At 63.9% G+C, this 24,934-nt stretch carries 26 protein-coding genes and 1 riboswitch; of the genes, 18 read left to right on the top strand and 8 right to left on the bottom strand.

Going from position 1 to position 24,934, the window contains the following annotated elements:
* Positions 1–8 precede the first annotated feature (8 nt).
* Positions 9–1,001 carry a hypothetical protein gene (locus tag ABH922_RS11065; RefSeq protein ID WP_424806972.1) on the top strand — a complete coding sequence of 331 codons (993 nt, stop codon included), beginning with the start codon at positions 9–11 and terminating at the stop codon, positions 999–1,001.
* Between the two features lie 470 nt (positions 1,002–1,471).
* Here ABH922_RS11065 and ABH922_RS11060 read toward each other — a convergent pair whose 3' ends face one another.
* Complete coding sequence (locus ABH922_RS11060; RefSeq protein ID WP_424806971.1) at positions 1,472–1,894, bottom strand: DUF4926 domain-containing protein; 423 nt, start codon at positions 1,892–1,894, stop codon at positions 1,472–1,474.
* A gap of 263 nt (positions 1,895–2,157) precedes the next feature.
* Here ABH922_RS11060 and ABH922_RS11055 point away from each other — a divergent pair, with 263 nt between their 5' ends.
* Positions 2,158–2,646, top strand: a complete 489-nt coding sequence (locus ABH922_RS11055) for a DUF1801 domain-containing protein (protein WP_424806970.1) — start codon at positions 2,158–2,160, stop codon at positions 2,644–2,646.
* Between the two features lie 30 nt (positions 2,647–2,676).
* Here the strand turns inward: ABH922_RS11055 and ABH922_RS11050 are convergent, their stop codons facing one another.
* From ABH922_RS11050 to ABH922_RS11040, 3 genes are all read right to left on the bottom strand, one after another.
* On the bottom strand, positions 2,677–2,916 hold the full coding sequence (locus ABH922_RS11050; RefSeq protein ID WP_424806969.1) for a hypothetical protein: 240 nt from the start codon (positions 2,914–2,916) through the stop codon (positions 2,677–2,679).
* Positions 2,913–4,250, bottom strand: a complete 1,338-nt coding sequence (locus ABH922_RS11045) for a glycosyltransferase 87 family protein (RefSeq protein WP_424806968.1) — start codon at positions 4,248–4,250, stop codon at positions 2,913–2,915. The genes ABH922_RS11050 and ABH922_RS11045 overlap by 4 nt, the downstream gene beginning before the upstream one ends.
* A 161-nt stretch (positions 4,251–4,411) precedes the next feature.
* Positions 4,412–5,191, bottom strand: coding sequence for an alpha/beta hydrolase family protein (locus ABH922_RS11040; RefSeq protein ID WP_424806967.1), 780 nt, complete (start codon positions 5,189–5,191; stop codon positions 4,412–4,414).
* On the opposite strand from ABH922_RS11040, the gene ABH922_RS11035 reads away from it, so the two are divergent.
* Complete coding sequence (locus ABH922_RS11035; RefSeq protein ID WP_424806966.1) at positions 5,190–5,393, top strand: hypothetical protein; 204 nt, start codon at positions 5,190–5,192, stop codon at positions 5,391–5,393. The two genes, ABH922_RS11040 and ABH922_RS11035, sit on opposite strands and share 2 nt — an antisense overlap.
* A gap of 856 nt (positions 5,394–6,249) precedes the next feature.
* On the opposite strand, the gene ABH922_RS11030 is transcribed toward ABH922_RS11035, so the two are convergent.
* From ABH922_RS11030 to ABH922_RS11015, 4 genes are all read right to left on the bottom strand, one after another.
* Positions 6,250–7,437 (bottom strand): CE1758 family FMN-dependent luciferase-like monooxygenase, encoded by a 1,188-nt coding sequence (locus tag ABH922_RS11030; RefSeq protein ID WP_424806965.1) that lies wholly within the window; start codon positions 7,435–7,437, stop codon positions 6,250–6,252.
* 91 nt (positions 7,438–7,528) lie between these two features.
* On the bottom strand, positions 7,529–8,002 hold the full coding sequence (locus tag ABH922_RS11025) for a MarR family winged helix-turn-helix transcriptional regulator (protein WP_424806964.1): 474 nt from the start codon (positions 8,000–8,002) through the stop codon (positions 7,529–7,531).
* 178 nt (positions 8,003–8,180) lie between these two features.
* Positions 8,181–8,612, bottom strand: coding sequence for a PPOX class F420-dependent oxidoreductase (locus tag ABH922_RS11020; protein ID WP_424806963.1), 432 nt, complete (start codon positions 8,610–8,612; stop codon positions 8,181–8,183).
* A gap of 260 nt (positions 8,613–8,872) precedes the next feature.
* On the bottom strand, positions 8,873–9,331 hold the full coding sequence (locus ABH922_RS11015) for a hypothetical protein (protein ID WP_424806962.1): 459 nt from the start codon (positions 9,329–9,331) through the stop codon (positions 8,873–8,875).
* A 222-nt stretch (positions 9,332–9,553) separates the two neighbouring features.
* Here ABH922_RS11015 and ABH922_RS11010 point away from each other — a divergent pair, with 222 nt between their 5' ends.
* The 15 genes from ABH922_RS11010 (at position 9,554) to gcvP (ending at position 24,912) form a co-directional block, all read left to right on the top strand.
* Positions 9,554–10,681 (top strand): sensor histidine kinase, encoded by a 1,128-nt coding sequence (locus ABH922_RS11010; RefSeq protein ID WP_424806961.1) that lies wholly within the window; start codon positions 9,554–9,556, stop codon positions 10,679–10,681.
* Entirely contained in the window at positions 10,674–11,321 is a 648-nt protein-coding gene (locus tag ABH922_RS11005) for a response regulator (protein ID WP_424806960.1), read from the top strand. The genes ABH922_RS11010 and ABH922_RS11005 overlap by 8 nt, the downstream gene beginning before the upstream one ends.
* Positions 11,322–11,416: 95 nt before the next feature.
* A complete protein-coding gene (gene thiD / locus ABH922_RS11000) occupies positions 11,417–12,217 on the top strand; it encodes a bifunctional hydroxymethylpyrimidine kinase/phosphomethylpyrimidine kinase (protein WP_424806959.1) in 801 nt (266 codons plus the stop codon).
* Between the two features lie 104 nt (positions 12,218–12,321).
* Positions 12,322–14,823 (top strand): aminopeptidase N, encoded by a 2,502-nt coding sequence (pepN, locus tag ABH922_RS10995; RefSeq protein WP_424806958.1) that lies wholly within the window; start codon positions 12,322–12,324, stop codon positions 14,821–14,823.
* Positions 14,824–14,988: 165 nt separating this feature from the next.
* Positions 14,989–15,600, top strand: a complete 612-nt coding sequence (locus ABH922_RS10990; protein WP_424806957.1) for an NUDIX hydrolase — start codon at positions 14,989–14,991, stop codon at positions 15,598–15,600.
* 102 nt (positions 15,601–15,702) lie between these two features.
* Positions 15,703–16,302: a CDP-alcohol phosphatidyltransferase family protein gene (locus ABH922_RS10985; RefSeq protein ID WP_424806956.1), complete on the top strand. Its 600-nt coding sequence runs from the start codon at positions 15,703–15,705 to the stop codon at positions 16,300–16,302.
* Positions 16,299–17,165, top strand: coding sequence for a DUF881 domain-containing protein (locus ABH922_RS10980; RefSeq protein ID WP_424806955.1), 867 nt, complete (start codon positions 16,299–16,301; stop codon positions 17,163–17,165). Before ABH922_RS10985 ends, ABH922_RS10980 begins: the two co-directional genes overlap by 4 nt.
* 13 nt (positions 17,166–17,178) lie before the next feature.
* The gene (locus tag ABH922_RS10975; protein WP_424806954.1) at positions 17,179–17,529 is read left to right on the top strand and encodes a small basic family protein; all 351 of its coding nucleotides are present in this window, start codon (positions 17,179–17,181) and stop codon (positions 17,527–17,529) included.
* 45 nt (positions 17,530–17,574) lie between these two features.
* Positions 17,575–18,342, top strand: a complete 768-nt coding sequence (locus ABH922_RS10970; protein WP_424806953.1) for a DUF881 domain-containing protein — start codon at positions 17,575–17,577, stop codon at positions 18,340–18,342.
* A gap of 44 nt (positions 18,343–18,386) precedes the next feature.
* Entirely contained in the window at positions 18,387–18,791 is a 405-nt protein-coding gene (gene gcvH, locus ABH922_RS10965; RefSeq protein ID WP_424806952.1) for a glycine cleavage system protein GcvH, read from the top strand.
* A 168-nt stretch (positions 18,792–18,959) separates the two neighbouring features.
* Positions 18,960–19,478, top strand: a complete 519-nt coding sequence (gene odhI / locus ABH922_RS10960) for an oxoglutarate dehydrogenase inhibitor Odhl (protein ID WP_424806951.1) — start codon at positions 18,960–18,962, stop codon at positions 19,476–19,478.
* Positions 19,478–20,215, top strand: a complete 738-nt coding sequence (locus tag ABH922_RS10955) for a MerR family transcriptional regulator (protein WP_424806950.1) — start codon at positions 19,478–19,480, stop codon at positions 20,213–20,215. The genes odhI and ABH922_RS10955 overlap by 1 nt, the downstream gene beginning before the upstream one ends.
* A 112-nt stretch (positions 20,216–20,327) precedes the next feature.
* On the top strand, positions 20,328–20,801 hold the full coding sequence (locus ABH922_RS10950) for a bifunctional nuclease family protein (protein WP_424806949.1): 474 nt from the start codon (positions 20,328–20,330) through the stop codon (positions 20,799–20,801).
* Positions 20,802–21,063: 262 nt separating this feature from the next.
* Positions 21,064–21,654 (top strand): MerR family transcriptional regulator, encoded by a 591-nt coding sequence (locus ABH922_RS10945; RefSeq protein ID WP_424806948.1) that lies wholly within the window; start codon positions 21,064–21,066, stop codon positions 21,652–21,654.
* A 72-nt stretch (positions 21,655–21,726) separates the two neighbouring features.
* Positions 21,727–21,845, top strand: a riboswitch (glycine riboswitch).
* 208 nt (positions 21,846–22,053) lie between these two features.
* On the top strand, positions 22,054–24,912 hold the full coding sequence (gcvP, locus tag ABH922_RS10940; RefSeq protein ID WP_424806947.1) for an aminomethyl-transferring glycine dehydrogenase: 2,859 nt from the start codon (positions 22,054–22,056) through the stop codon (positions 24,910–24,912).
* Positions 24,913–24,934: the final 22 nt, after the last annotated feature.

The following is a 24,934-nucleotide window of genomic DNA, read 5'->3' as shown; positions in this document are numbered from 1 at the left end:
ACGGGTGGATGAGCAACCTCGAAACTGCCGCGCAGCGAGTGTTGACCCCGTTGATCCTTGACGAGCCCGGAACGATCGCGCTGGAAGATCAAGCGGCGATCGCAACGTGGGTGCAAAAGACCGCGCTGACAGCGATGCTCCTCTCAAGCAAGGAGCAGCGGGAGAACGGTTACGGTCTCGCCCCATCGGAGTACAGGGCGCTCTACGAGCGCCGCGAGCTGGTGCAACCGCTGGATTTCAGCCAGTTCTGGGTCGGCCGATTCGAGGGAGTCAAGGGATTCTCGGCTGTACGCGTCACTCCGCTGACGGTTCGCATCCCAGGCTTTCCCGAGCCACCGCTGCCTCAGGGCTACGCGATGACGATCGTCCTTGGAGCGCTTCTCCTGCACGGCGTGCGGTTCACCACTCCAGGTCTTCAGGCGGACACGAAGACGGAGCTGGGGATGCCACCGTTGTGGCCGTCGGAAACGTCGGTGATGTGGCCAGCGGGGCAGACGTGCACGGAGAAGTCTCTGCTTGCTCTCGCAGACGGGGGGACGTTGCGAGCAACGGGTGGGGAGGTGCGACTGCAACCGTGGTCACACGCAGCTCACCTCCCGCAGAGCGACTTCGAGAACGGTGCGATCAAAGTCCCCGCGCTGTGCCGCAAGCACGACATCTACTACCCCGCGGCACTATTGCATGAATCGCACCAGGGGCGGTTCTACGCATTCATGACTTCGTGCGAGTGCAGCGCCTATCTGATCCGTACGGACTCTGACCGCATCCGCTTCCGAGCCGCGGGCGAACCGCATGGCCGAGGTCGAACTCGCCCTGCCCGGTTGTTTCCCGGAAGTCCGTTCACACCAGCAGCTCTCACCAACAACTCGGTGCAGCCGTGTCCAAGAGCAATACGGTGGCCAAGGGTGAGTTCTTCCGTGGACCCGGCGGGCACCGTAGGTGCCATGCGAAGCGGTGTGCACCTCGGTGATCAGCTGCGTCGACCAGGTATGACGCCGTGAGCGTTCCGGGATGGCCGGTTTCGCCACTCGTAGAATCCGGACTCCGATACCTCCAGAACCCGGCACGAGGTCTGTATCGGTAGACGTTCCTTGGCCATCGCTTCGATCACTTCGAACCGTCCTTGCGGCCGCCACCGACTTCAGCTGTTCCGTGGACCGTGTGGCTATGGCGAGTTCGGTTTCCAACTGAGCGATGCGACGACGGGCGGCGGCGAGTTCTTCCGCTCTCGATCAAGCTCAGCCCCGGCCTTTGACCGGTATCGATGAGCTCCTGGCCTAAGCCAGGTGTAGATGGTCTGTTCGGTGACATCGAGACCTGAGGCGACGTCGGCGACCGTGCGTCCTGACTTCAACATGTCGAGAACTTTTCGGCGAAACTGAAGGTGGATAGCATCGGGGCATCGTGAACCTCTCTGGGGTGCATCAATACCTGAAGTAACACAAACGAATTCCGGACAATCCGGGGCGCATCAGGCCGACATTGATCGCAGAAAGAACAACGTCGAGGGCCCGACTGCAGGTTCTTCGGCGCCCTCGCCAGAGTCATCGAGGTGCGCTGGGAATATCGACTTGTCCGTCGGCCAGTAACTGTTCTCGTCGACCTCCGTCATGGCCTTCTTCGCGAATCCCAAGATTCCCTGCCCCCAGCGTCGCTGTCGGCGCCGACAGGACTGCTTACGCGTTGCCCTTAGCTGTTCCGATTCGAGTGTTACCACCGCGACCGTCCTACCAGCTGCGTCGATGAACTCGACCTCGAAGGCTCCCGTTGGGTACACGCCGACGATCGTGCCCCGGTCCCAGGCGCTCAGCCCGTGGTCGGGGAGGTTGCAGGCCAGCTCCACAACGCCTAGCACCCGGAACCCCGTGTCTGGCAGGCTATGTTCGCGGATCATGTTGCCGGCTCTAGCGCGATGGGCTGATCATCTCCAAGGTGTTGCGTGTGTCGGGCGCTGGACCGTCCATATACCCACCGTCGCGGTCTGCACGAACGAGTCGTGTGCACCTTCTTACCGCTGGTAGTCGCATGCTTTACTGCGTGAGTCACCACTGCAGCCGCTTCAAGTTGTCTGGACAGTGATGCGTGCCCTGTCGACCAGCACCCTTTCACAGTAGGTTTCACGACTCGTTCGCACGGTTCGAGGAGTACGGTTCTGAAATGGACAGTGGGGAGGTCGGTTCGGGTGACGCTCAGAGGCCTGACGCCGGCAACGCTGCCGCGTCCTGGACGTTACCGGACGCCATGACCGGCAGGGCGAGTCCCGCCAAAGCAGCGGTCGGTGACAAGCCGGTCCTGGCGTACATCGCCGGTCTGCCGCAACCGCAGCGCAGCATTGCCGAGGCGGTTGATGCGCTGGCAGCCAAGACGCTGCCCAAGCTACGGCGCTCTGTGAAATGGGGTATGGCCTACTACGGAGTCGGTGACGGCTGGTGCTTCAGCTGCGGGGGCTTCGCCGGCCACGTCAAGCTCATGTTCATAGGTGGCGCGGCTCTCGATCCGGTGCCACCCGTCACGCCGGTCGGCATGGGCAAGGCGACGCGGGGCGTGGAGCTCGAGTCTGTGGACGATCTGGATGAACACCAGATCGCCGCATGGATGTTGCAGGTCGCATCCGTGCCGGGCGTCGGGGGAAAGAAGCGTACGTAGTTCGTTGTCGAATGCCGGAGAGATGTCCCGTCACGACCGTGGTAGGGGAACTGCTGCTGCCGCCGAGTTGACGATGACCGCCGTCATGAGCGAGAGAAAAATCAGGACGTCGGGCGGTCGGTGAAGAGCGCGGCTCCCGCGCCGCAGAAGCGAGCGGCGACGGATGGCCGTGGTGTGCGGGTCTACGGGGCAGGCGGTGACCGTGCCGGACCCAACCACCTCCATCAATGTCTCGACGTGGGTGGCAGCGTCGTTGAACTGCGTGATCACGGCGTCGAAGGTTCGAATTCGGGGACAACCCATTTCTTGACACCGAATACGATCAGAGTGCCGAATGCCGCGAGGACGAACATCCACAGGTAGACCCCGGCGGTGAAGACTCGGAGCCAATCCGGGACGACGAGCATGAACAATCCCATGCCCACGAACCGGTCGGTGCCGGGAACGAACGACGGCCCCCACCACGTGTGCGACCAGTTCAGCACCGGCAGCAGAAAGGCCACCGGCAGTAGCCACGCCCAGACCTTCCTCGCCGCCATCGCGTAGTGAGCGGCGAGGACGATCAGCGGTACGAACCACACCCAGTGATGTCCCCATGAAAACGGAGATACCGTAGTGGCGGTCAACCCGGTCAAGGTCAGACCGAGAAGTTTTTCGCCGTGCCGATGCGCCACCCAGGCCGCACCGAGACCCAGGCACGCCGCCAGCGCGCTGATCAGAAGAATCAATACCCGAGACGGGGTAGGAGTGTGAGCGAGCTGGGCGATCAGACCGGACACCGACTGGTTGCTCGGGGCGTCGGTAGGTCCGACTCGTTCGCTGTCCACGAGGGTCCCGGTCCAGTAGGTGACGGCGTCACGATAGATCACCAGGAATCCGAGCACGACCGTTGCCGCGAACGTCACCATTGCTGTCACCAGTGCGCGCCACTGACGTGTGACGAGGAGATATGCCCAGAAGAAGGCCGGCGTGAGTTTCACACCGGCGGCGATACCTGCCCCGATTCCGCGCAGGCGGCTTTTCTCGTCTCGCCCGAGGTCCCACACGATCAGTAGCAGTAGGAAGATGTTGATCTGACCGAGCCAGACCGTGGTGCGGATAGGTTCCATGAACAAGAAGATCGCGGTGGTCAGAGCGCTGACCGCGTAAACCTTGGCGTCGAGACGGTAACCGAGAACCCTCCAGCAGAGCACCACGACTGTGAACAGTGCGATCACGTTGAGGATCGACCACATCACGATTGCCTGTTGGAACGAGAGCACGGCCCAGACGGTGAACAGCAGTGCCGCGAACGGGGTGTACGTGAACAACATCCCGTGTAGTACCGGTCCGTCGTACAGCGGAAGTCCTTGCACGACGACACTCCCACCGTGGCGATAGACGTCGAGGTCGAGGAAGTTGTCGAACATGCCCCAGTAGTTCGCGTCCAAGGGCACGCCGTACAACACCATCCACACCGACGCGGCGGCCACTGCCGTGAGCACTGTGAATCCGAGGAGGCCCACTCGCAGTGTGCGCGGCGCCACGCCGATTCCGTCCTCGTCGTTCGATGGCAGCGTGGTGATACCGGGAATAGGTTCGTTCGACGCGTTGCTCACGCCCATGACCGCCATATCGTATTTGCGCTCTATGTCTTGAACTGACTCACAGCACGCTACAAGATCGAGGAAAAAGTACCGACCAGGCGCGCCGTTTATCGGTTTCGGCGCAGATTACGGCGGGCGTCGTTGCCGCAGGCGGGTTCGTCGACGGGTGGTGCGAGCCGTTATCGAACGTTGTCGGCCGCAACGTGGTCGAGAATGACCTGCTTGGCGGTGGCCCATGCCGGGGAGTCGACACGCCCGAAATCGCCGTGGCCCACACCGTCGAGGATGCGCAGTTGCGCGGAGTCGCCGGCGGCTTTGGCGGCATTGACGTAATTGCGGGACTGCACGGGATCGACAGTACGATCCGCGTCGCCGTGAATCGCGGTCACGGGCAATCCGATCGGTAGGTTGTCGATCGGAGACGCGATCCGATAGCGGTCGGGGAACTCGCGAGGAAAACCGCCGAGGAGATTTCGAACGAACTTGTCGTTCCCGGCGGTGGCGGCCAGCGGTAAATCGAAAACCCCGGCCATGATTGTTGCGCTACGCGCTCGAATTCGGGGCTGTTGCCCTGGTGACTCCGGCGGGAGGCGGTGTCGTCCGGACACCCATGCGGCGAGATGGCCGCCCGCGGAGTGGCCGGCGAGGTGAACTCGATCCAAGTCGAGATAGCCGGGGGCCGCGTCTCGAACGACGGTGGAGAGGGCCTCGGTTGCATCGTTCGCGTCGGCCGGCGTCGTGGGCCATCCGCCTGCCCCGCCCACCCGTCGGTACTCGATGTTCCAGACCGCGACACCCTCGTCGGCCAGCGAACGAGCAAGGGGCTCGAAATACGTCAGATCGTGATCCTGTTGCCATCCTCCGCCGTGAATCATCACCACCACCGGGTGGGGGCCGGGGCCGTCGGGAAGGTGCAAGATCCCGTAATTGTCGGGGCTGTCGCCGTACGCGATTCGCATGGGCTGGGCAATCCGAGGGCTGATCGAGGATCGGGTGTCGCCGGCCGAGTCGTCGAGTGCGGTGCGCGAACATGCAGTCAAGGAGATGCCGGTGACGATCAGCACGGTAAGTAACGCCGCGCGCATTCTCGTAGGGGTCGAGCGCCCCGACTCCGACATATATTGGTTCCGTTTCAGTCTCGACGGCAAGGTGGCGCGCTGAGCATTGTCGCTGCATCAGGTATTTCGACACGAGGGTACAGGAGCGCTGTGTGAAACGGGTGCCCCGCCATCCGGGCGACGTGCGGTCTTTCGGTAGGCACTGCCCGTGATGTTTGCCGTCCCGGCAGTGAGCGGTCGCGACGGTGCCTACCGTTGTGAATCCAGGTCGACAACTCCGAATTTGCCGGCTTCGAATCGAAAATAATTCACCGACAACGCTGTTGGTGGAACTGCTGGTTCGATCGGATGTGTTCGGCCAGGCGTGTATCAGTACCTGACGCCGGCAACACGCCCGTGCCTTCGGTCCGGTGAACTGCTCGTCGATCGCGAGATTGACAGTCTCGGAATCGATTTCGCAGATCGTCAGGATTCGGCTGACGTCGTGTCCCGGCGCACCCGATCACCGGTCGGTCACGGCCGGTGATCGGATACAACCGAAGTCACCGGCGAAACGACGTCGGTACGCATCGCTCAGGTCCGCCGACGATCGGTGATGCGAGTGCGCTTGCCGCTCGTTCGATCCGGGTGGACGTCGCGGCCGAACCCCAGGTCCGCTGGGCGGCAAACAGTGGCGTGGGTACCGGCTTTGCAGACCGGTGTGCAGACGACGAGCACGTCGGCCGCGCCATCTGCTCGACCGGCTGTCGCCCCGCTTCGTCCGGATAGCCGCCGACGATCCTCTGGGCGATCTTCGCGGCGAGCGGGGCGAAGATCGATGGCTCGGACCGCCACGTTGCGGGAGTCCCGCACGTGCGTGCCGACGGCCTGAGTTGCGCGGTCTGCAAGCCTCCGCGTCGTGGACGGATCGTTCGTGCCCACGCTGATGGTGAGGTGGGGGAGCGGTGTTTTACCCAGGCTCACAAGGACTTCGGCATGGTCGCGCGGCGGGTCGGATCGCTGTCGAGATAGGGCAACGAACCCGAGGTGTTGTCACCGCTGTTGGGTCGAGGCCGGGGCTGTCTCGGCTCGCCGTCACCGTAGGTAGCCGCGACCAGCGATGCATGCGTCGGTGTGTCGGGAACGCCTGGCGCTCGCACGGCATCCAGCTCGGTACGCAGAACCGGAACTACCTCGGTAGCGAGCAGTTCGACTTGCTCGAGGGCGATCTCGACTGGCATGGAGCCGATGTCCATTGCCCACAGTTGGCGGTGGTAGTCGCCGAAACCCTCCCGGAACGTCAGCGTCTTGTCGATAACCTCTTGCGGCGAGCCGATCGACAGCGGCGTATTCCGAGCGGCCAGTTCCAGACTCGTCCCGCGGAACATCGGGTAGCTCTCGAAATAGGGGCGGAACCGGTCGTAGGCATCCTGTGATCTTCTCGCGATGAACGACTGGCCGCCCAAGCCCACGATCGCGTCCTGGGCCCGGCCGTGGCCGTAGTGCTCGAATCGCTGCCGGTAGAAGTCCACCAGCGGTTTGAAGTGGAAGTTCGGCGCGAGAATGTGATTGGCGAAGTAGCCGTTGCCGTAGAACGCCGCCTGTTCGGCGATCTCCGGAGTGCGGATCGCTCCGTGCCAGACGAACGGCGCCACGCCGTCGAGCGGCCGTGGTGTCGAGGTGAACCCCTGTAAGGGCGTGCGGAACCGTCCCTCCCAGTCGACGACGTCCTCGCGCCACAAGCGGTGCAGAAGATCGTAGTTCTCGAGCGCGAGCGGAATCCCCTGCCGAATGTCCTGCCCGAACCAGGGATACACCGGGGCGGTGTTCCCGCGACCGAGCATGAGGTCGAGGCGTCCGTTCGCCAGATGTTGGACGAAGGCGTAGTCCTCGGCGATCTTCACCGGATCGTTCGTCGTGATCAAGGTGACAGACGTCGAGAGGACGATCTGTTTCGTCTCGGCTGCCAGATACGCGAGCAACGCCGGTGGACTCGAAGCTACGAACGGCGGGTTGTGGTGCTCGCCGGCCGCGAACACGTCCAGGCCGAGTTCGTCCGCGGCCTTCGCCAGCCGGATCGTATCCCGGATGCGCCGAGCTTCGGAACGGGGAACGCCGGTGGCCGGGTCCGGCGCGATATCACCGACGCCGAAAATGCCGAACTGCATGACAATTGGTCCTTTCGCTGAAACGAGTGCGAAGGAACCGTGCGGGTGCATGAGTGCCGGGGCGCGCGGTGTCCTCTGGGAAATCGGAGGGTCAACTTTCCTGGTCGAGATCGAGATGTCGCCGCAGTGCAGTGGTGATGGTGTCGACCTGCGCGAGAGAGTCCGGGGGGAGGGCGTCGACGAACAGTTCGCGGACAGCACGCAGATGGGGGATCGACCCGGCCCGGAACGCAGTCGATCCGATCTCGGTCATCGCCACATCGACGCCGTGCACGTCGTCGGCGCAGGCGGTTCGGCGGATGAGCCCACGTTTTTCCATCCGTCCCAGATGATGCGAGAGACGACTGCGATCCCACCCGATCAACGTGGCCAGCTCAGACGACCGCAGGGTTTCGAGTTTTGCCTCGCTCAGTGCCAACAGCACCTGGTAGTCACCGGACGACAAGGACGATTCGCTCTGCAGCCGTGCGGCCAGGCGTGTGCGCAGTACTTCGGCAGTCTCGATGTAGTTCCGCCACACCCGCAGCTCGTCACGCGTGGGTAGTGCGCGACGTCTTTCGTTCACCACACATCCTCCCGTTGTCGACATCTCAACCGTACGAGCAGGGAATTGACGTGTCAATTCGATGGATTGTGATGTTCGACCGCATCCGTGCGTGCAGACCGGAGCCCTCGACCGTCCGGGACTGCCCGGGCGTCGAATCAACCGGAGTCGCTGCCCGACGACTTGTTCGCGGTTGCGGTCAGTTGACTCGGGATCCGTACACCTTGTCCACGGACAGGGCGATGAGTACTCGACGATCGGAGACCATGGTGGTGCGGTACTCGTCCCAGTCCGGGTGCTCGCCTGCGGCCGAGCGGTAGTACTCGACCAGTGCATCGACCTCCGGTCCGTTCGGATCGGTACCCGGGCCGGTCAACGTGACAGTGCCTTCGGCTGTTGCCCACGACCAACCGTCCGAGCTGGTGACCTCGAGCGCTGCCCGTGGATCGCGTCGAAGATTGGCCGTCTTCGCCAGGTCGTACCTGGTCGAAATATAGATGACGTCCGCCTGCTCGTCGAAGAATGGTGTGACCGGCGACAGTTGGGGAAGTCCATTTCGCTTGATGGTGGCGAGCACTCCCAGACGGCTGGCGGCGAGAAGAGTGCGTGCGTCGAACGGTGCGGAGTTCATATCTCGATTATGGGCCAATGCTCGGGCTGCCGGTCGATGTCGGGAAGCTGTCGGTCGGTCGAAGTCGCGGATGGGCCGATTCTGCCCGGCGCCGATTCCTTCGACGGGCGGAGGCCCCGGACGGAATCGCCGATCCGCGCCGACCTCAGCCGCAGATCGGACAATCCGGGTTGAGGTGGGCAATACCACAGTCAGGACTGATCGAGAGGTGGTCATCGTCGTGACGTCAGAACGCAAAGTCCGCTCGATGTCGTAGGTGCTCAGGCGAAAAGACGTTCGGACCGAGCGCGGGAAAGGATCACCTGACGCTGGGCCGCGATCACGATACCGAAGTACAACAGCAGGGTCGCGGCGCCCAAACCGGCACTGACGACTTGGTCGACCAATAGATGCTGGCCGATTCCGACGATCCACAGAATCGCCGTGATCCACGTGCCCTGACGGTAGACATCCGAATCTTGGCGCCATATCCGGACGGTGTACCCACGAACGGCTGCGATCCCGACACCGACGAGGATGCTTGCCGCAACCCACACCAAATCTCTGACGGGAAAGGAATTCACCGAGAATGCGCTGACCGTTTCAACGGCGCCGATGATGATCAGAACCAGCCCGAGGCGGGAATGCTCACGCAGTGGTTGCGCCGTGAGTTGACGAAACATCAGCCAGATCAGCACAACGGCGGCAATGAGGATATTGGTGATCCCTGCGGTTCCCATGACATGTCACTTTCCGGAGTTCGACGTGCTTACCGCTTCACTGTCGTCTCGTGGGCGAGGAAACGGATCAGCCGTTCGGGTGGAGAAAAGGGTGGAGAATCTCCGATGCCGGCGAACGGAGGACGGCCGGCGGCGCAGCGACGGAGGTGGGCAGCTACGTTCGCCGGTGCCGAGGCCGGCTTCGAGAGCCATGAAGGATGCGCGGTAGTCGACAATGGTCCGATGACGTCGGTGACGGAACGACTGCGGACTGCGGGTACCGCGGGGGCCTGGTCGCGAGTGGCAATGCACGGAGTGGGTATCGCGGCGGCCGTGGCGACCGAATGGACCTATTCTGCCGTCGACGTGCCGACAGCCGCCTTCATTGTCGGCGTCCTGGTGTGGGCGTGGATCGCTGTGGCGAACGTGATTCCGGCGGCCACGCTCACCCCGCGGCGAATATCGGCCGCGGCCATGCTGCTGTTCGCGGCCGTCGGCGCCGGGCTGGGCTCGCCTGGCTGCACCGTGCTCGTAGCCGCCGGCCTGCTGATCCTGCTCACCTCGGACGGTGTCGCCATCTCCTCGGCCACCGTTTGGGGCGGAGTGTGCGTCGGAGCGCTCTGGATCTCGGCGTCCCTGTTCGACGGGCCGATGGTCGATACCGAAGCCTTGGCGCTCTCCTCGGTGTTCGGTGCCGGATTCGGATTGATGTTGCGGCAGACGGCGAGCGAACGGCGGATGGAGCGTCATCTGGTGGAGCAGCGGGCGGAAACAGCGGTGCTCGGCGAACGTGCGCGCCTGGCCCGGGACATTCACGACGTACTCGCGCACAGCCTCGGCGGTCTCGTCATCTCACTCGAAGCCCTCGACGCCGCTGCGTCCGCGCGCTCGGTGGACGACGACCTGCTGCTGCGGATTCGTAACGCGAAGACACTGGCAGTGGAAGGTCTCGGCGACGCCAAGAACGCGGTCGATGCGTTGCGAACGTTTCCCGGCCCACTCGACGAGTCGCTCGGCGAGATCGTACGCCGCGCAGTCAGCACGGGAATGGACGTCACCATGGCGGTTTCGGGAGATCCGAGGCGATTGTCTGCCGGGATATCCGACGTCCTCGTCTCGGTGGCGGTCCAGGCGCTGAGCAACGCTCGTTCCCATGCGCCGGGAACACCGGTCGCCATCGAGGCCGAGGTGCTCAGGGACGTAGCGCATCTGCGAATTTCCAATCCGATGGTCCCGGGCTTTCGCAGTGAGACGGCAGGCGGTCACGGGGTGCGCGGGATGCGGGAGCGAGTCGAACTGGTGGGCGGACAGCTCGGCGCAGGCGAACATACGCGACAATGGATCGTCGACTGTGAGGTGCCGTATGTCTGAACGCGTGGTGCGGGTGGTCGTCGCCGACGACCAGGCGGTGGTCCGAGACGGACTGGTGACCATCTTGGAGCACACGCCGGGTATCGAGGTCGTCGGCGAGGCGGAAAATGGACCTCGCGCAATCGAACTCGCAGAAGACTTGCGGCCGGAAGTGGTCTTGATGGATCTTCGGATGCCAGGGGTGGACGGCGCGTCGGCGACGGCGGCGATAGTCGCAGGCTCGTCCGGTTCCAAGGTTCTGGTGTTGACGACGTACGCCGACGACGAGTCCATCGCGTCGGCGCTGCGAGCCGGTGCCGCCGGATACGTGACCAAGAGCGCCGGTCGCGAACAGATCACGTCGGCGATCCGCGCGACGGCAGACGGACATCGAACTTTCGCACCGGAGGTGGCCGACCTGGTTCTACGCGGGCTCGACGCACGGGCCTCGCTCGAACGGTTGGCCCGTGATCGCGGGTTGACGCCTCAGGAGCAGAACGTTCTCGAGTTGATCGGCAAAGGCATGACCAATCGGGCGATCGCCGGTGCGCTGTTCGTGTCCGTGGCCACCGTCAAGACGCACGTCAACAATCTCTTCGGCAAACTTCACGTCACCTCCCGAGGTGAAGCAGCGGCACTGCTGGAGTCGACCGAGCGGTAGGCACTGCCGGGGTCGTCGCCGGATTGGATAAACTCGACGATCGGCCTCCGTGAACGTTCGCGGGGGCGACACGTTTCGAACAAGGAGACAGAACTGTGGTTGACCTCGCTTACGTCATCGCTGGGTCCGAGGCGACCGGCGGTGCAGGCCTGCAGGTCGACCTCAAGACGTTCCAGGCGCTCGGAGTCTACGGAATCGCCACCACCACGTGCATCGTGTCCTTCGACCCGAAGAACAACTGGGGCCACCGGTTCGTCCCGATTGCGCCCGAGGTGATCGCAGATCAGATCGAGGCTGCCACCGCCGCTCACGATCTCGACGTCGTCAAGATCGGCATGCTCGGCACCCCGGCGACCATCGAAGTCGTGGCCGACGCGCTTCGACGCCAGTCCTGGCGCCACGTGGTGCTCGACCCCGTTCTGATCTGCAAGGGCCAGGAACCCGGTGCCGCGCTCGATACCGATACGGCACTTCGTGATTCGATCTTGCCCCTCGCAACAGTTGTCACACCCAACCTGTTCGAGGCACGCACCCTCGCCGGTATGGAGAGCATCGATTCCGTCGACGACCTGATCGAGGCCGCGCGGCGGATCCATGCACTCGGACCCCGGTACGTACTCGCCAAGGGCGGCGTCGAACTGGCCGGCGACGACGCCGTCGACGTGCTCTTCGACGGTGCGGACGTCACGGTTCTCTCGGTTCCGAAGGTCGGCGACGAGCGTGTGTCCGGTGCGGGCTGCACCCTCGCTGCTGCGGTGACGGCAGAATTGGCAAAGGGCACGCCCGTCGGCGATGCCGTGGAGTTGGCCAAGAAGTTCGTCACCGCCGGTATCGAGGGCCGAGTGTCCGCACACACGCCGTTCGACACCGTCTGGCAAGGCGCGTACACCGGGTAGTTCGCGAATGTCGCTGTCCGAGCACGGGTCGGACAGCGACATATCGACGGTGCTGGTCACCTGAGAGCGGACGTCTGCACCGCGAACTGGCAGGATCTACCTTCGTGAGCACTGCGAACCTGAATCGAGCCGAAGTCCTCGAACGATCCCGGACGATCACCGTCACCGGGTACCGGGTGGAGGTGGATCTGCGGTCCGCCGTCGATCAGTCGTCGGCGACGTTCACGACGATCACCACTGTCGACGTGGACGCGCTCGCCACCTCGACCTGGATCGACTTCATCGGAGATGCCGTCGATACCGTTCACGTCGACGGCGTCTCGATTCCGGTCGACTACGACGGCGCTCGGATCGCGGTGGGCGGATTGAGCGGCCGTCACGCGATTCGGATAGCCGCCCAGGGTCGCTACAGCTGCTCGGGGGAGGGACTGCACCGCTTCGTCGACGACGCCGACGGCCAGACCTACCTGTACACGCAGTACGAGCCTGCCGATGCGCGCCGGGTGTTCGCGTGCTTCGAGCAGCCCGATCTGAAAGCGCCGTTCACCTTCGTCGTGACAGCCCCGGACGGCTGGCAGGTGCTCTCGAACCAGAGCGTCGAGACCACCGAAGCCGTCGACGACGGTGTGCGGGTCGCGTTCGCGCCGACCCTGCCGATCTCCACCTACATCACCGCGATCGCCGCCGGCCCGTATCACCGCGTCGAATCCTCGTGGTGCCAGGCCGATCTGACTGTCGACCTCGCCGTGTCGTGCCGAGCTTCACTGGCGCAATACCTCGATGCAGACGAGGTCTTCACCATCACTCGGCAGGGCCTGGATTTCTACGCCGAGCACTTCGGTTACCCGTATCCCTTCGGCAAGTACGACCAGATCTTCGTTCCCGAATACAACCTCGGAGCCATGGAGAACCCGGGTTTGGTGACCTTCACCGAGGCTTACGTCTTCCGAGGGGCCGCTACCGACGACCAGCGTCAACGCCGCGCCAACACCATCCTGCACGAGATGGCGCACATGTGGTTCGGCGACCTCGTGACCATGGTGTGGTGGGACGACCTGTGGCTCAAGGAGTCGTTCGCCGACTTCATGGGATCGCTGGTCAGCGCCGAGGCAACCCGGTTCACCGACGCCTGGGTGGCGTTCGCCGTCAAACGCAAAGCCTGGGCCTACCTTCAGGATCAGTTGCCGACCACCCACCCGATCGTGGCCGACATCGTCGACCTCGAGGCAGCCAAACTGAACTTCGACGGCATCACCTACGCCAAGGGCGCCAGCGTACTCAAACAACTCGTCGCGTTCGTCGGCCGGGACGCGTTCTTCGAGGCGGCACGTCGATACTTCACGGCCCATGCGTTCGGCAATACGACTCTCGCGGATCTGCTCGACGCTCTGGCCGAAACCTCTGGTCGTGACGTACGTGCGTGGGCTCGAATCTGGTTGCAGACCACCGGAGTGTCCACCCTCGCACTCGTCGATTCGGAACTGGTGCAGACCGATCCGCGTCCGCACCGACTGGCCGTCGGCGTGTACGACTACGACCACTCCGGAGATCTGATTCGCACGGCACGCGTCGAACTCGACGTCACGGCAGCGCGCACCCGCGTCGACCTACCGGTCGGGGCGTTGACACTGATCAACGACGACGACCTCACCTACGCGAAGGTACGTCTGGACGAACACTCGCTCACCACCGTCGAAGCATCTCTCGATCGGGTCGTCGACCCACTGGCCAGGGGCCTGATCTGGTCCTCGCTGTGGAACTCCGTGCGCGACGCCGAACTGCCGGTGCTGCGGTACCTCGACATCGTCGAGAAGTTCGGTCCGTCCGAAACCGATTCCACGATCACCGGTTCCATTCTCGTCGACGCACAGTACGCGGTAGAGCACTACGTGCCAGAGGACGCTCTCGCGCGCGTCCGCGCGCGCTGGACGGCGACGACGTGGAATGCCACCTTCGACAGTTCGCCAGGTTCCGGCACACAGTTGGCGTGGGCACGGGCTCTGGCATCGGCTGCAGCAGTAGACCATTCCCGGGCCGAGAAGCTACGGGCGATCCTTCTCGGTGACCGCCCGGGCCCGCCCGAACTGGTTCTCGATCCGGACCTGCGCTGGGCATACTGGATCGCGCTCTCCGCCACGGGGCACGCCGATCTCGCGGACTTCGACGCGGAACTTCGCCTGGACCAGACCTCGACGGGCCGGACGGCACACGGTCGAGCAGTTGCATCGCAACCGGATGCGGCCACCAAGGCCGCAGCGTGGGCGGCAGCGACAACCGATCACACCCTGTCCAACGACCGGCTGGACGCCACCGTCGCGGGATTTCGCTCCGGCACGGACAGCGCCCTGATCGAGCGCTATGTCGACGAGTACTTCGCATCCGTCCGGACGTGGTGGGCCGAGCGCAGCATCGAGATCGCCCGGCGTCTGGTGAACGGCCTGTTTCCGTCGTCCTCGGATCCGGCCGCGGTGGACCGATGGCTCGGTTCCAACGACGATGCGCCGGCATCGCTGCTTCGGTTGGTGCGAGAGAAGCACGACAACCTCGGGCGTGACCGCCGAGTCCGGGACTTCAACGCCGACCTCGGACCGAACGCCGAGCCCTGAAGGGGCTACGTCAGGTCCGCTCGATCGACGACCGGCCACTGACGCCCGACGACGGACGGGCCGCGCCGCGAGGTGACGAAAAGATCGACGACGCAGACCGGCTGGACACGACGACCCGCTCGGGCGCCGGCGTGGTGCCGTGATGTCCCGCGCTAGTGTCGAGCGATGAACTCGGACCTGTTCGATCGAGCCCACGTCGAAGCATCACTGGCCACCTTCGAACCCCGACCGATCGATGTGCGCGGTCGTCGATCGGCATCGGTGGTCATCGTCCTTCTTCGATCTGCCGATGGGGCAACTGTGTTTCCGCTCACCAAAAGAGCGAGCACGCTGCGGGCACATCCCGGCCAGTTCGCCCTTCCCGGTGGCAGGGTCGATCCGGGAGAATCCGCGCAAGATGCGGCTTTGCGAGAGTTGTCCGAGGAATTGGGGATTCGGGCGACATCGACCGACGTGCTCGGCTGCCTCGACGACTACGTCACCAGATCCGGGTTCGTGATCCGCCCGTTCGTGCTCTGGTCCGAAGCAGACGTCGATACCGTGGCCCCCAACCCCGGCGAGATAGCCGAGATCTATGCCGTCACCGCCGAAGAACTCGACGTGGACCCGCGCTTCGTCACCATCGAGCAGTCGCCGAAACCGGTGATTCAGTGGCCGTTTCGGACGAGCCTGATCCACGCTCCCACCGGAGCGATCGTGCATCAGTTCCGGGAAGTCCTGCGCGGGCGATCCACCCGTATCGACACGTTCGAACAACCGGTGTTCGCCTGGAGTTGAATCCGAGCAGATTCGAGCGCGCCATAGCAGCGGCGCGTCGCAGCAACCGGCCCGCTGTGGAAAGCTGACTGCACAGTCCGAACAGATGACACGAGGTGTGCAGTGAGCTCTGGTGAACACGAACCGATCCCCACGGATCGGATTCTCACTGTTCCCAATGCGCTCAGTCTCGTCCGGTTGCTGGCCCTGCCCTTCTTCGCGTACCTGTTACTGGTCACCCATGCCGACGGGTGGGCCCTCGCGCTGTTGATGCTCAGTGGCTTCACCGACTGGCTCGACGGCAAACTTGCCCGAGTCCTCGGTCAGACGTCACGTCTCGGCGCGCTGCTCGATCCACTCGTCGATCGACTGTACGTGGTCACCACACTGGTCACCTTCGTTGCTCGCGACTTCATTCCGTGGTGGGTTGCCGCGATCCTGATCGGCCGTGACCTCCTTCTCGCCCTGACCCTTCCGATCTATCGGCGCCGCGGACTCCCGCCGCCCGAGGTGATCTATCTCGGCAAGGCCGCGACCTTCCTGCTCATGTTCGCGCTGCCGCTGATCCTGGCCGGACACGGTGACTGGGCAGTCGGGCCCGCCACCCACGCGTTCGGGTTTGCGTTCCTGATCTGGGGCACCGCCTTGTACGTGTGGACAGCATTGATCTACGTCCTCAAGGCCGCCGACATCGCCCGCTCACACGAAGTGGTGCGTCGGTGAAGAACAATCGCGAAGACGTCCGCCGCAACCCGGTGCCGTCGCTACTGCGGTCGCTGATGACCGACCATCTCGATCCCGGCTACGAAGCTGCGGCGGCCGAACGCGAACACGATCACAGCCGGAACAGGACCCAACGCGGCGGACCGTGGTTGATGCTCGGCGCCGTACTCGTCGGATTCGTCCTGACCGTGTCTGCCGTACAGGCCGCCAAGGCGGTCTCGGGTAACCAGGAAATTCAGGCGGACCTGCTCGCGAAGGTTCGCGATGTCCGAGAATCGATCGACGAACTCGATGCGTCGAGGGCGACCCTCGGCGGCGAAGTCGACGTGGCGCGCGCGTCGGCGCTGGCAGGCGACACGCACGGCGGCGCCGTCCTCGACCAGCTTCGCGTCGTCGAAGCCGCAGCGGGACTCGAGGCGGTGCACGGCGAAGGAATCGTCGTCACGTTGACCGACCCCGCAGCGCGACCGGACCTGTCCGATGCCTCGAAGAGGACTGTCGGTGGAAAGACCGTGGTCCTCGATCGCGATCTGCAGATCGTGATCAACGCATTGTGGGCGGGCGGAGCGGAAGCCGTCACCGTCGGCGGCGTTCGGATCGGTCCGGCGGTCACCGTCCGTCAGGCGGGCGGCGCCATGTTGGTCGACAACCAACCCGTGTTCTCGCCGTACCGGCTCGAAGCAATCGGCGACAGCCGCGTGCTCCAGAGAACCTTCGTCGTCAGTGACGCCTACTCGCGGATGTCGGGTGTCGCGCAACTGTACGGTGTCGGATTCGCCGTTGCCGAAGATCGTTCGATTTCGATGCCGCCTGCGACTCCGCGGGCGGTACGGGTCGCGTCCGAAGCAGCCGTTCCCAAGTGAGGAGGGGAGATCGATGAAGGCCGGATCCGCCCTGTACGGGCTCGCAGCCCTCGTGATCGGGATCATTCTCGGGGTCGTGTTCAGTCCGCAGGTGCCCGACGCGATACAGCCCTACCTGCCCATCGCGGTGGTAGCGGCACTCGACGCCGTGTTCGGTGGACTGAGGGCGTACCTCGACGAGATCTTCGATGCCAAGGTTTTCGTGGTCTCGTTCGTCTTCAACGTCCTGGTCGCGTCGTTGATCGTCTGGCTGGGCGACCAGTTGGGGGTGGGAACTCAGCTGTCCACCGCCATCGTGGTGGTTCTGGGAATCCGCATCTTCGGCAACGCGGCTGCATTGCGTCGACGACTGTTCGGGGCGTGACCGGTGGCAGACTCCGATCCTGTCAAGTCCGCCTCCAGTCCTGAGTTGTCGAATTCATCTGTCTCCGAGCGGATCTCCACATCACATCAGGGGCGACACGAGGTGCGCCGAGAAGCTCGGTACCGGTCCGGTGTCGTGTTCGTCATCCTCGCCGCGGTGCTGCTGGGAGTGCTGGGTGTAGCCATTGCCACCCAGGTGCGAAGCACCGTCGAGGGCGACTCACTCGACTCGGCCCGCCCGTCCGATCTGCTGGTGGTTCTGGATAATCTCACTCGACGCGAGGCCGCGCTCAGGCAGGAAGTGACAGACCTGCAACGCTCGCTGACGAACCTCGAGGCCGGTGACAGCGCCACCCTCGCGCTGGACGAGGCACAGGCGCGCCTGACGTCGTTGTCGATCCAGGTGGGCACGGCTGCTGCGACAGGTCCTGGCGTGAGAATGACCATCACCGACACCGGCAACCGTGTCGGATCGGAAGTACTGCTCGATCTGATCCAGGAATTGCGTGCAGCGGGCGCCGAAGCGCTCTCGATCAGCGGGGCGGACGCCGATCCGATACGGATCGGCGTGAACTCGTGGGTGAGCGGCCGCAGCGGCGACATCCACCTCGACGGTACGGCGATCTCGCCGCCGTACACTGTTGTCGCAATCGGGGATCCGCCGACCCTGGCTGCGGCGCTGAACATCCCCGGCGGGGTGATCGACAACGTCGCCCGCAACGGGGGAAACGTGTCGATCGAGCAATCGCAGCAGGTCACCATCGCCGTCTTGCGACAATTGAATCCACGCCAATACGCTCAACCTGGAAATTGACTACAAGCGTCCGCCTGTCGGACGGCCTGTGAAAGGACGCCACTGTGAGTGAGCTCGAAACCCCGAACGATCTTCGCTACACCGCGGAGCACGAGTGGGTGAAGCGAATCGGTCCCACGGCAGTTCGGGTGGGCATCACGGACTTCGCGCAATCGCAGCTCGGAGACGTCGTCTTCGTCCAGCTCCCCGCTGTCGGGGACGACGTCGCGGCCGGTGAATCTCTCGGTGAAGTCGAGTCCACCAAGAGCGTCTCCGACATCTTCGCGCCATTGACCGCGAAAGTCCTTGCCGCGAACGGCGAATTGGACGGGCAGCCCGAACTGGTCAACACCGCTCCGTACGGAAACGGATGGTTGGTCGAACTCGAGGTGAGCGACGAGTCCGCACTGGACGCCGCTCTGGCGGACACACTGGACAGTGCCGCCTACACGGCACTCACCTCGGACTAGTACCCGACAACGGTCACCGGTGCTCTCGATGCACGTAGGGGGCCGCGCAAGGTACGGTCAGACGATACGCATGTGCCGAGTCGGGGTGCAGGGTCGTATCCGAGTGTGACAAGTAGGAAACAGCTCGTACAGCAAGTGCACTGCGTAGTCCGGTGAATGATGATCCGGATGATTGACCGAGGAGGAGAAACAGTGAGCGAGAACGGTAACGACGCGGGCTTTGGGGAGTCGCCGGCGGAGACCACATCGGTATTCCGTGCAGACTTCCTCAATGAGCTCGACAACAACTCCTCAGCGGCACCGGCCACCGAGCAGCCGGTTTCCGGTGTAGAGGGACTTCCGGCGGGAGCAGCGCTTCTGGTGGTCAAGCGAGGCCCGAATGCGGGCTCGCGGTTCCTGTTGGACCAGCCGACCACGTCGGCCGGACGCCACCCGGACAGCGACATCTTCCTCGACGACGTGACGGTGAGCCGTCGCCACGCGGAATTCAGGCAGGAGGAGTCCGAGTTCCATGTCGTCGACGTCGGAAGCCTCAACGGCACCTACGTCAACCGGGAACCGGTCGATTCGGCTGTTCTCGCCAACGGTGACGAGGTCCAGATCGGCAAGTTTCGCTTGGTCTTCCTGACCGGTCCGCGTGCCGACGGTGCGCAGGTTCCCGAGTCGTCAGCAGGTACGGGTAGCTGATGACAGCAGTGCGGCAGCAGAGCCAGCCCGGGATGTCCATCGGTTCCGTACTGGATCGGTTGCGTCCGGATTTTCCCGATGTGACGATCTCGAAGATTCGTTTTCTCGAATCGGAAGGTTTGGTCAGTCCGCAGCGGACACCATCGGGATATCGCAGATTCTCGAACGAGGACTGCGAACGGCTTCGTTTCGTTCTGACCGCGCAACGCGATCAGTATCTGCCGCTCAAGGTCATCAAGGAACAGCTCGAGGCGATCGACAGCGGCGCGGCGACGGTCGGAGCGGAAAAAACTGCTCCCCGTGCTGCGCGGGTCCTGTCGATCGCCCCGGGCGACGTATCGCCGGACGTTTTCCGGACGGACCGCGAGGTTCGAGTGGGCAGGCAAGATCTCCTGGCCCGCGCCGGTATCGACGACAGTTTCCTCACCGACCTGATTCGAACAGGTCTGGTGGTGCCGGGTCCGGCCGGATTCTTCGACGAGGACGCGGTGACGCTGGCTCGGACCGCGAAGGCCATGTCCGAGTACGGCCTCGAAGTACGCCATCTTCGGGCATTCAAGCTGGCCGCCGATCGTGAGGCAAGTCTGGTGACTCAGATCGCCGGTCCGGTGGCCAAGAGTCGCGATGCAGGTTCGCGTGATCGGGCCGAAGAGATGGTGCGAGAGTTGGCGGCCCTGTCGCTGACCTTGCATACCTGTCTGGTCAAATCTGCAGTTCGCGGCAACCTCGATCGCTGAGGTTCTCGAACTGTGATGCCGAGATCCTCGATCGACGAGGATCTCTCCAATAGAATTCAAGGGCGGTCCGTATTGAGGCCGTCCGAATCACGTCAGGGTGGAGGCAAGCTCGATGGGCGAAATGCGTGTGATCGGAGTTCGTGTCGAGCAGCCTCAGAATCAGCCGGTCCTGCTGCTCCGCGAGTCGGACGGCGACCGGTACCTGCCGATCTGGATCGGCCAGACCGAAGCTGCGGCAATCGTCCTCGAACAGCAGGGCGTCGAACCGGCTCGCCCCCTGACTCACGATTTGATCAAGATTCTCATCGAATCGTTCGGTCGAAGTCTCAAGGAGGTGCGCATCGTGGATCTGCAGGAAGGCACTTTCTACGCCGACCTGGTATTCGACGAGCACACCACAGTCTCCGCCAGGCCGTCCGATTCGATCGCTCTGGCACTCAGGGTGGGGGTGCCGATCTTCGCTTCCGAATCGGTTCTGGCCGAAGCCGGGCTGGTGATTCCCGACGAGCGTGAAGACGAGGTCGAGAAGTTCAAGGAATTCCTCGACACCATTTCACCGGATGATTTCAAGGCAACCGACGGCTGACGACACCCCTGCCAGATGCTTCCTCGGCTCCGGCCCTGGCCATCGGTGGCCTCGACAACGGCGTGTTGCGTTGACCGGGACCCGGTGCAGTCCTACCGTAACGTTCGGTAGAGGCCTTCTCGCTCAGTACTGCGAGGCGTACTCTGAGTTAGTCCATTGACGGAATTACCCGCTGCAGATTCGCGTTGACTGCCGCAGAGTGGTTACGTTTTGGCAAAGCGATAGGGAGACGGCAGTGGATTTTCGGTCGAGCGAAGACAACGTGAGGTCAACCGTTGACTCGTACTCTGATTCCCAACTGACGTCGGAAGAGCTGCAACCCGGACTGTTTCCGGACGATTCCATTCCCGACGAGCTGGTCGGATATCGCGTTCCGATCGCCTGTCAGATAGCGGGTATCACCTACCGTCAACTCGACTACTGGGCACGGACGTCACTGGTGGTCCCGTCCATCCGTGGGGCAGCAGGATCAGGCAGCCAACGTCTGTACTCGTTCAAGGACATGCTTGTCCTGAAGATCGTCAAACGTCTGCTCGATACCGGAATATCCCTGCAGAACATTCGGGTTGCCGTCGATCACCTCCGAAATCGGGGAGTGCGAGACCTCGCCAACATCACCCTCTTCTCGGACGGGACCACGGTGTACGAATGCACGTCCCCGGAAGAAGTAGTCGATCTCCTTCAAGGTGGGCAGGGCGTCTTCGGTATCGCAGTCAGTGGCGCAATGCGTGAACTGACCGGCACCATCGCCGACTTCCCGGCCGAACGCGCCGACGGCGGCGATTCGAATCCGAACCCGGAGGACGAGTTGGCCTCGCGCCGGAGGAACCGAACCAACCGCAAAACGGGATAGCCGACATCACATCGGGCAAGTCGATGCCGTGATGCGGTCGAGTGGCGCAGTCGACTAGACTCGAACCCGCGTCGCCGGCGTACGGGAGAGCCTCGAATTCTTCGTCACAGTTGATCGTGAACGATGTTCGGGCGCCGAAGGAGCAATACCTCCCCGTCAATCTCTCAGGCAACCAGGACCGTACGGGCTCCGACGCCTCTGGAAAGCGGTGGGACAACCCACCCGCCCAAGGGGAAAGGTAGTGACGCATTCGACGACGCGGTTCCTCTGAAGGTCCCGAACTCGACCCGTCCCCACCGAATCTCTCAGGCGCTCGTATGTCGAGCAGGCGACAGAGGGGGAGGAACACACCGAGAAACAGGTGTGTGTCCTGATCCTCCGAACGCTCCGGGAGTTGTCGTGATCGACGCTGCAAGCCGTATATTTGCCGACCGTCATGTCGGTCCGAACGCCGCGGAACTCGCGCGCATCCTCCACGTGATCGGAGTCGAATCGCTCGACGATCTAGCGGAGAAGGCAGTACCCTCCGTCATTCTGGACGCAGCACCCGGCGGTATCGCCGAAGGGCTCGATGCCCTTCCGCTCCCGGTCGGAGAGCACGAAGCGCTCGCCGAACTGACCGCGCTGGCCGCGCGAAACACCGTCGCCACGTCGATGATCGGTCTGGGCTACTACGACACACTGACGCCGCCGGTCCTGCTGCGCAACATCGTCGAGAATCCGGCCTGGTACACCGCGTACACCCCGTACCAACCCGAAATCAGCCAAGGCCGTCTCGAAGCGCTCCTCAACTTCCAGACCATGGTCGCGGATCTGTCCGGCATGGAACTGGCGAACTCGTCCATGCTCGACGAAGCCACCGCCGCCGCCGAAGCGATGACACTGCTACGCCGCGCAAGCCGCAGCAAGTCCCCTCGATTCGTCGTCGATGTCGATCTGTACCCGCAGACCCGCGCGGTGATCGAGACACGCGCCGAACCGCTGGGTATCGAGATCGTCGAAGCCGATCTCGCGCTCGGACTGCCCGCGGGCGACTTCTTCGGCGTGATCGCCCAGATCCCCGGGGCATCCGGACGCATCCTCGACTACACGGCCGTCATTGCCGAGGCCCACGAACGCGGCGCCCTGGTGGCCGTCGGAGCCGATCTCCTCGCGATGACGCTCATCACCTCGCCCGGTGAACTCGGTGCCGATGCCTGCTTCGGCACCACCCAGCGTTTCGGTGTTCCGATGGGATTCGGTGGGCCACACGCGGGGTACCTCGCCGTGCACTCCAAGCATGCACGGCAGCTGCCCGGACGCCTCGTCGGCGTGTCCGTCGACGCTGACGGCGACAGGGCATACCGATTGGCACTGCAGACCCGAGAACAACACATTCGCCGGGAAAAGGCGACGTCCAACATCTGTACCGCACAGGTGCTGCTCGCCGTACTTGCGGCGATGTACGCCAGCTATCACGGCGCCGAGGGGCTCAAGGCCATCGCCGAGCGCGTCGCGGCGCGCGCTCACGCGCTCGCCGACGGTCTGCGGGCCGCGGGCGTCACCGTCGTGCACGACTCGTTCTTCGACACCGTGCTCGCCGAGGTACCGGGCACAGCCGCCGACGTCGTTGTCGCCGCGAAGGAATCCGGTATCAACGTGCGTCTGGTAGACGCCGATCACGTCGGTGTCGCCTGCGACGAGGCAACTACCCCCGAGCACGTCCTCGCGGTACTCGAAGCCTTCGGCGCCGACGATGCCGTGGTTGCCGTTCAGTCTCGTGACAACTCGATTCCGGAGTCGCAGAAGCGCACCTCGGACTACCTACAGCACGAAGCCTTCACCCGTTACCGTACGGAAACGGCGATGCTGCGTTACCTGCGTGCGTTGTCCGACAAGGACATCGCGCTCGATCGCAGCATGATCCCGCTCGGATCATGCACCATGAAACTCAACGCCACCGCGGAGATGGAATCGATCACCTGGCCCGCGTTCAACGCCATCCACCCGTTCGCACCGACCGTCGACGCACCGGGACTGCTGCAGATCGTCGAAGACCTCGAGGACTGGCTCGTCGCCGTCACCGGTTACGACAACGTCAGCCTGCAACCGAACGCCGGTAGCCAGGGGGAGTATGCGGGACTGCTCGCGATCCGTAACTATCACCTCAGTCGCGGCGACGATCACCGCGACACCTGCCTGATTCCCTCGAGTGCACACGGCACCAACGCGGCGTCCGCCGTCATGGCCGGAATGCGCGTCGAGGTAGTCGCGTGCCGCCCGAACGGCGACGTCGACGTCGACGACCTGCGGGCGAAGATCGCCGATCACGCGCAGCGGCTGGCCGCGATCATGATCACCTACCCGTCCACGCACGGTGTGTACGAGCACGAGATCGCCGACATCTGCGCTGCCGTGCACGACGCCGGTGGCCAGGTGTACGTCGACGGCGCGAACCTCAATGCGCTCGTCGGTCTGGCCCGTCCCGGACGATTCGGTGGTGACGTCAGCCACTTGAACCTGCACAAGACCTTCTGCATCCCGCACGGCGGCGGCGGCCCCGGCGTCGGACCGATCGGAGTCCGCTCCCACCTGGCGCCGTTCCTGCCCGGACATCCGATGGTGCCCGGACTCGGCGGCTCCGGTGCGATTGCCGCCGCACCGTACGGCAGCGCCTCGATTCTGCCCATCACCTGGACCTATATCCGCATGATGGGGGCAGCCGGCCTGCGCCGCGCCAGCCTGACCGCCATCGCGTCCGCCAACTACATAGCCCGCCGCCTCGACGAGTACTTCCCGGTGTTGTACACCGGCGAGAACGGCATGGTCGCGCACGAGTGCATCCTCGACTTGCGTGGACTCACCAAGACAACCGGTGTCACCGTGGACGACGTCGCAAAGCGCCTGGCCGACTACGGTTTCCACGCGCCGACGATGAGCTTCCCGGTGGTCGGTACCCTGATGGTCGAGCCCACCGAGAGCGAGAATCTCGAGGAGATCGACGAATTCTGCGAGGCGATGATCGCGATCCGCGGCGAGATAGATCGCGTCGGCAGCGGCGAGTGGAGTGTCGAGGACAACCCGCTGCGCGGAGCGCCGCACACGGCGGGCAGCATCGTGGCGGACTGGGATCATCCGTACTCGCGCGAGATCGCCGTCTTCCCGCGCGGTAAGGCACGTCCGAAGGTGTGGCCGTCCGTGCGCCGTATCGACGGAGCGCACGGCGACCGTAACCTCGTCTGCTCGTGCCCCCCGATCGAGGCGTTCGCTGGCAACTAGGCCGCTCGGCCGCCGGAGGTCG

The organism is Rhodococcus sp. 27YEA15 (assembly GCF_049739425.1).
Classification (GTDB): domain Bacteria; phylum Actinomycetota; class Actinomycetes; order Mycobacteriales; family Mycobacteriaceae; genus Rhodococcus_F.
The sequence above is the reverse complement of the archived record's forward strand: the minus strand, read 5'-3'. Positions and strand labels throughout refer to the sequence as shown.

Coding starts and splice junctions, on each gene's coding strand:
- ABH922_RS11065 (WP_424806972.1), top strand. CDS start 9: ATGAGCAACCTCGAAACTGCCGCGCAGCGAGTGTTGACCCCGTTGATC.
- ABH922_RS11060 (WP_424806971.1), bottom strand. CDS start 1,894: ATGATCCGCGAACATAGCCTGCCAGACACGGGGTTCCGGGTGCTAGGC.
- ABH922_RS11055 (WP_424806970.1), top strand. CDS start 2,158: ATGGACAGTGGGGAGGTCGGTTCGGGTGACGCTCAGAGGCCTGACGCC.
- ABH922_RS11045 (WP_424806968.1), bottom strand. CDS start 4,250: ATGGGCGTGAGCAACGCGTCGAACGAACCTATTCCCGGTATCACCACG.
- ABH922_RS11035 (WP_424806966.1), top strand. CDS start 5,190: ATGGGCTGGGCAATCCGAGGGCTGATCGAGGATCGGGTGTCGCCGGCC.
- ABH922_RS11040 (WP_424806967.1), bottom strand. CDS start 5,191: ATGCGAATCGCGTACGGCGACAGCCCCGACAATTACGGGATCTTGCAC.
- ABH922_RS11030 (WP_424806965.1), bottom strand. CDS start 7,437: ATGCAGTTCGGCATTTTCGGCGTCGGTGATATCGCGCCGGACCCGGCC.
- ABH922_RS11020 (WP_424806963.1), bottom strand. CDS start 8,612: ATGAACTCCGCACCGTTCGACGCACGCACTCTTCTCGCCGCCAGCCGT.
- ABH922_RS11015 (WP_424806962.1), bottom strand. CDS start 9,331: ATGGGAACCGCAGGGATCACCAATATCCTCATTGCCGCCGTTGTGCTG.
- ABH922_RS11010 (WP_424806961.1), top strand. CDS start 9,554: ATGACGTCGGTGACGGAACGACTGCGGACTGCGGGTACCGCGGGGGCC.
- ABH922_RS11005 (WP_424806960.1), top strand. CDS start 10,674: ATGTCTGAACGCGTGGTGCGGGTGGTCGTCGCCGACGACCAGGCGGTG.
- ABH922_RS10990 (WP_424806957.1), top strand. CDS start 14,989: ATGAACTCGGACCTGTTCGATCGAGCCCACGTCGAAGCATCACTGGCC.
- ABH922_RS10975 (WP_424806954.1), top strand. CDS start 17,179: ATGAAGGCCGGATCCGCCCTGTACGGGCTCGCAGCCCTCGTGATCGGG.
- odhI (WP_424806951.1), top strand. CDS start 18,960: ATGATTGACCGAGGAGGAGAAACAGTGAGCGAGAACGGTAACGACGCG.
- ABH922_RS10955 (WP_424806950.1), top strand. CDS start 19,478: ATGACAGCAGTGCGGCAGCAGAGCCAGCCCGGGATGTCCATCGGTTCC.
- ABH922_RS10950 (WP_424806949.1), top strand. CDS start 20,328: ATGGGCGAAATGCGTGTGATCGGAGTTCGTGTCGAGCAGCCTCAGAAT.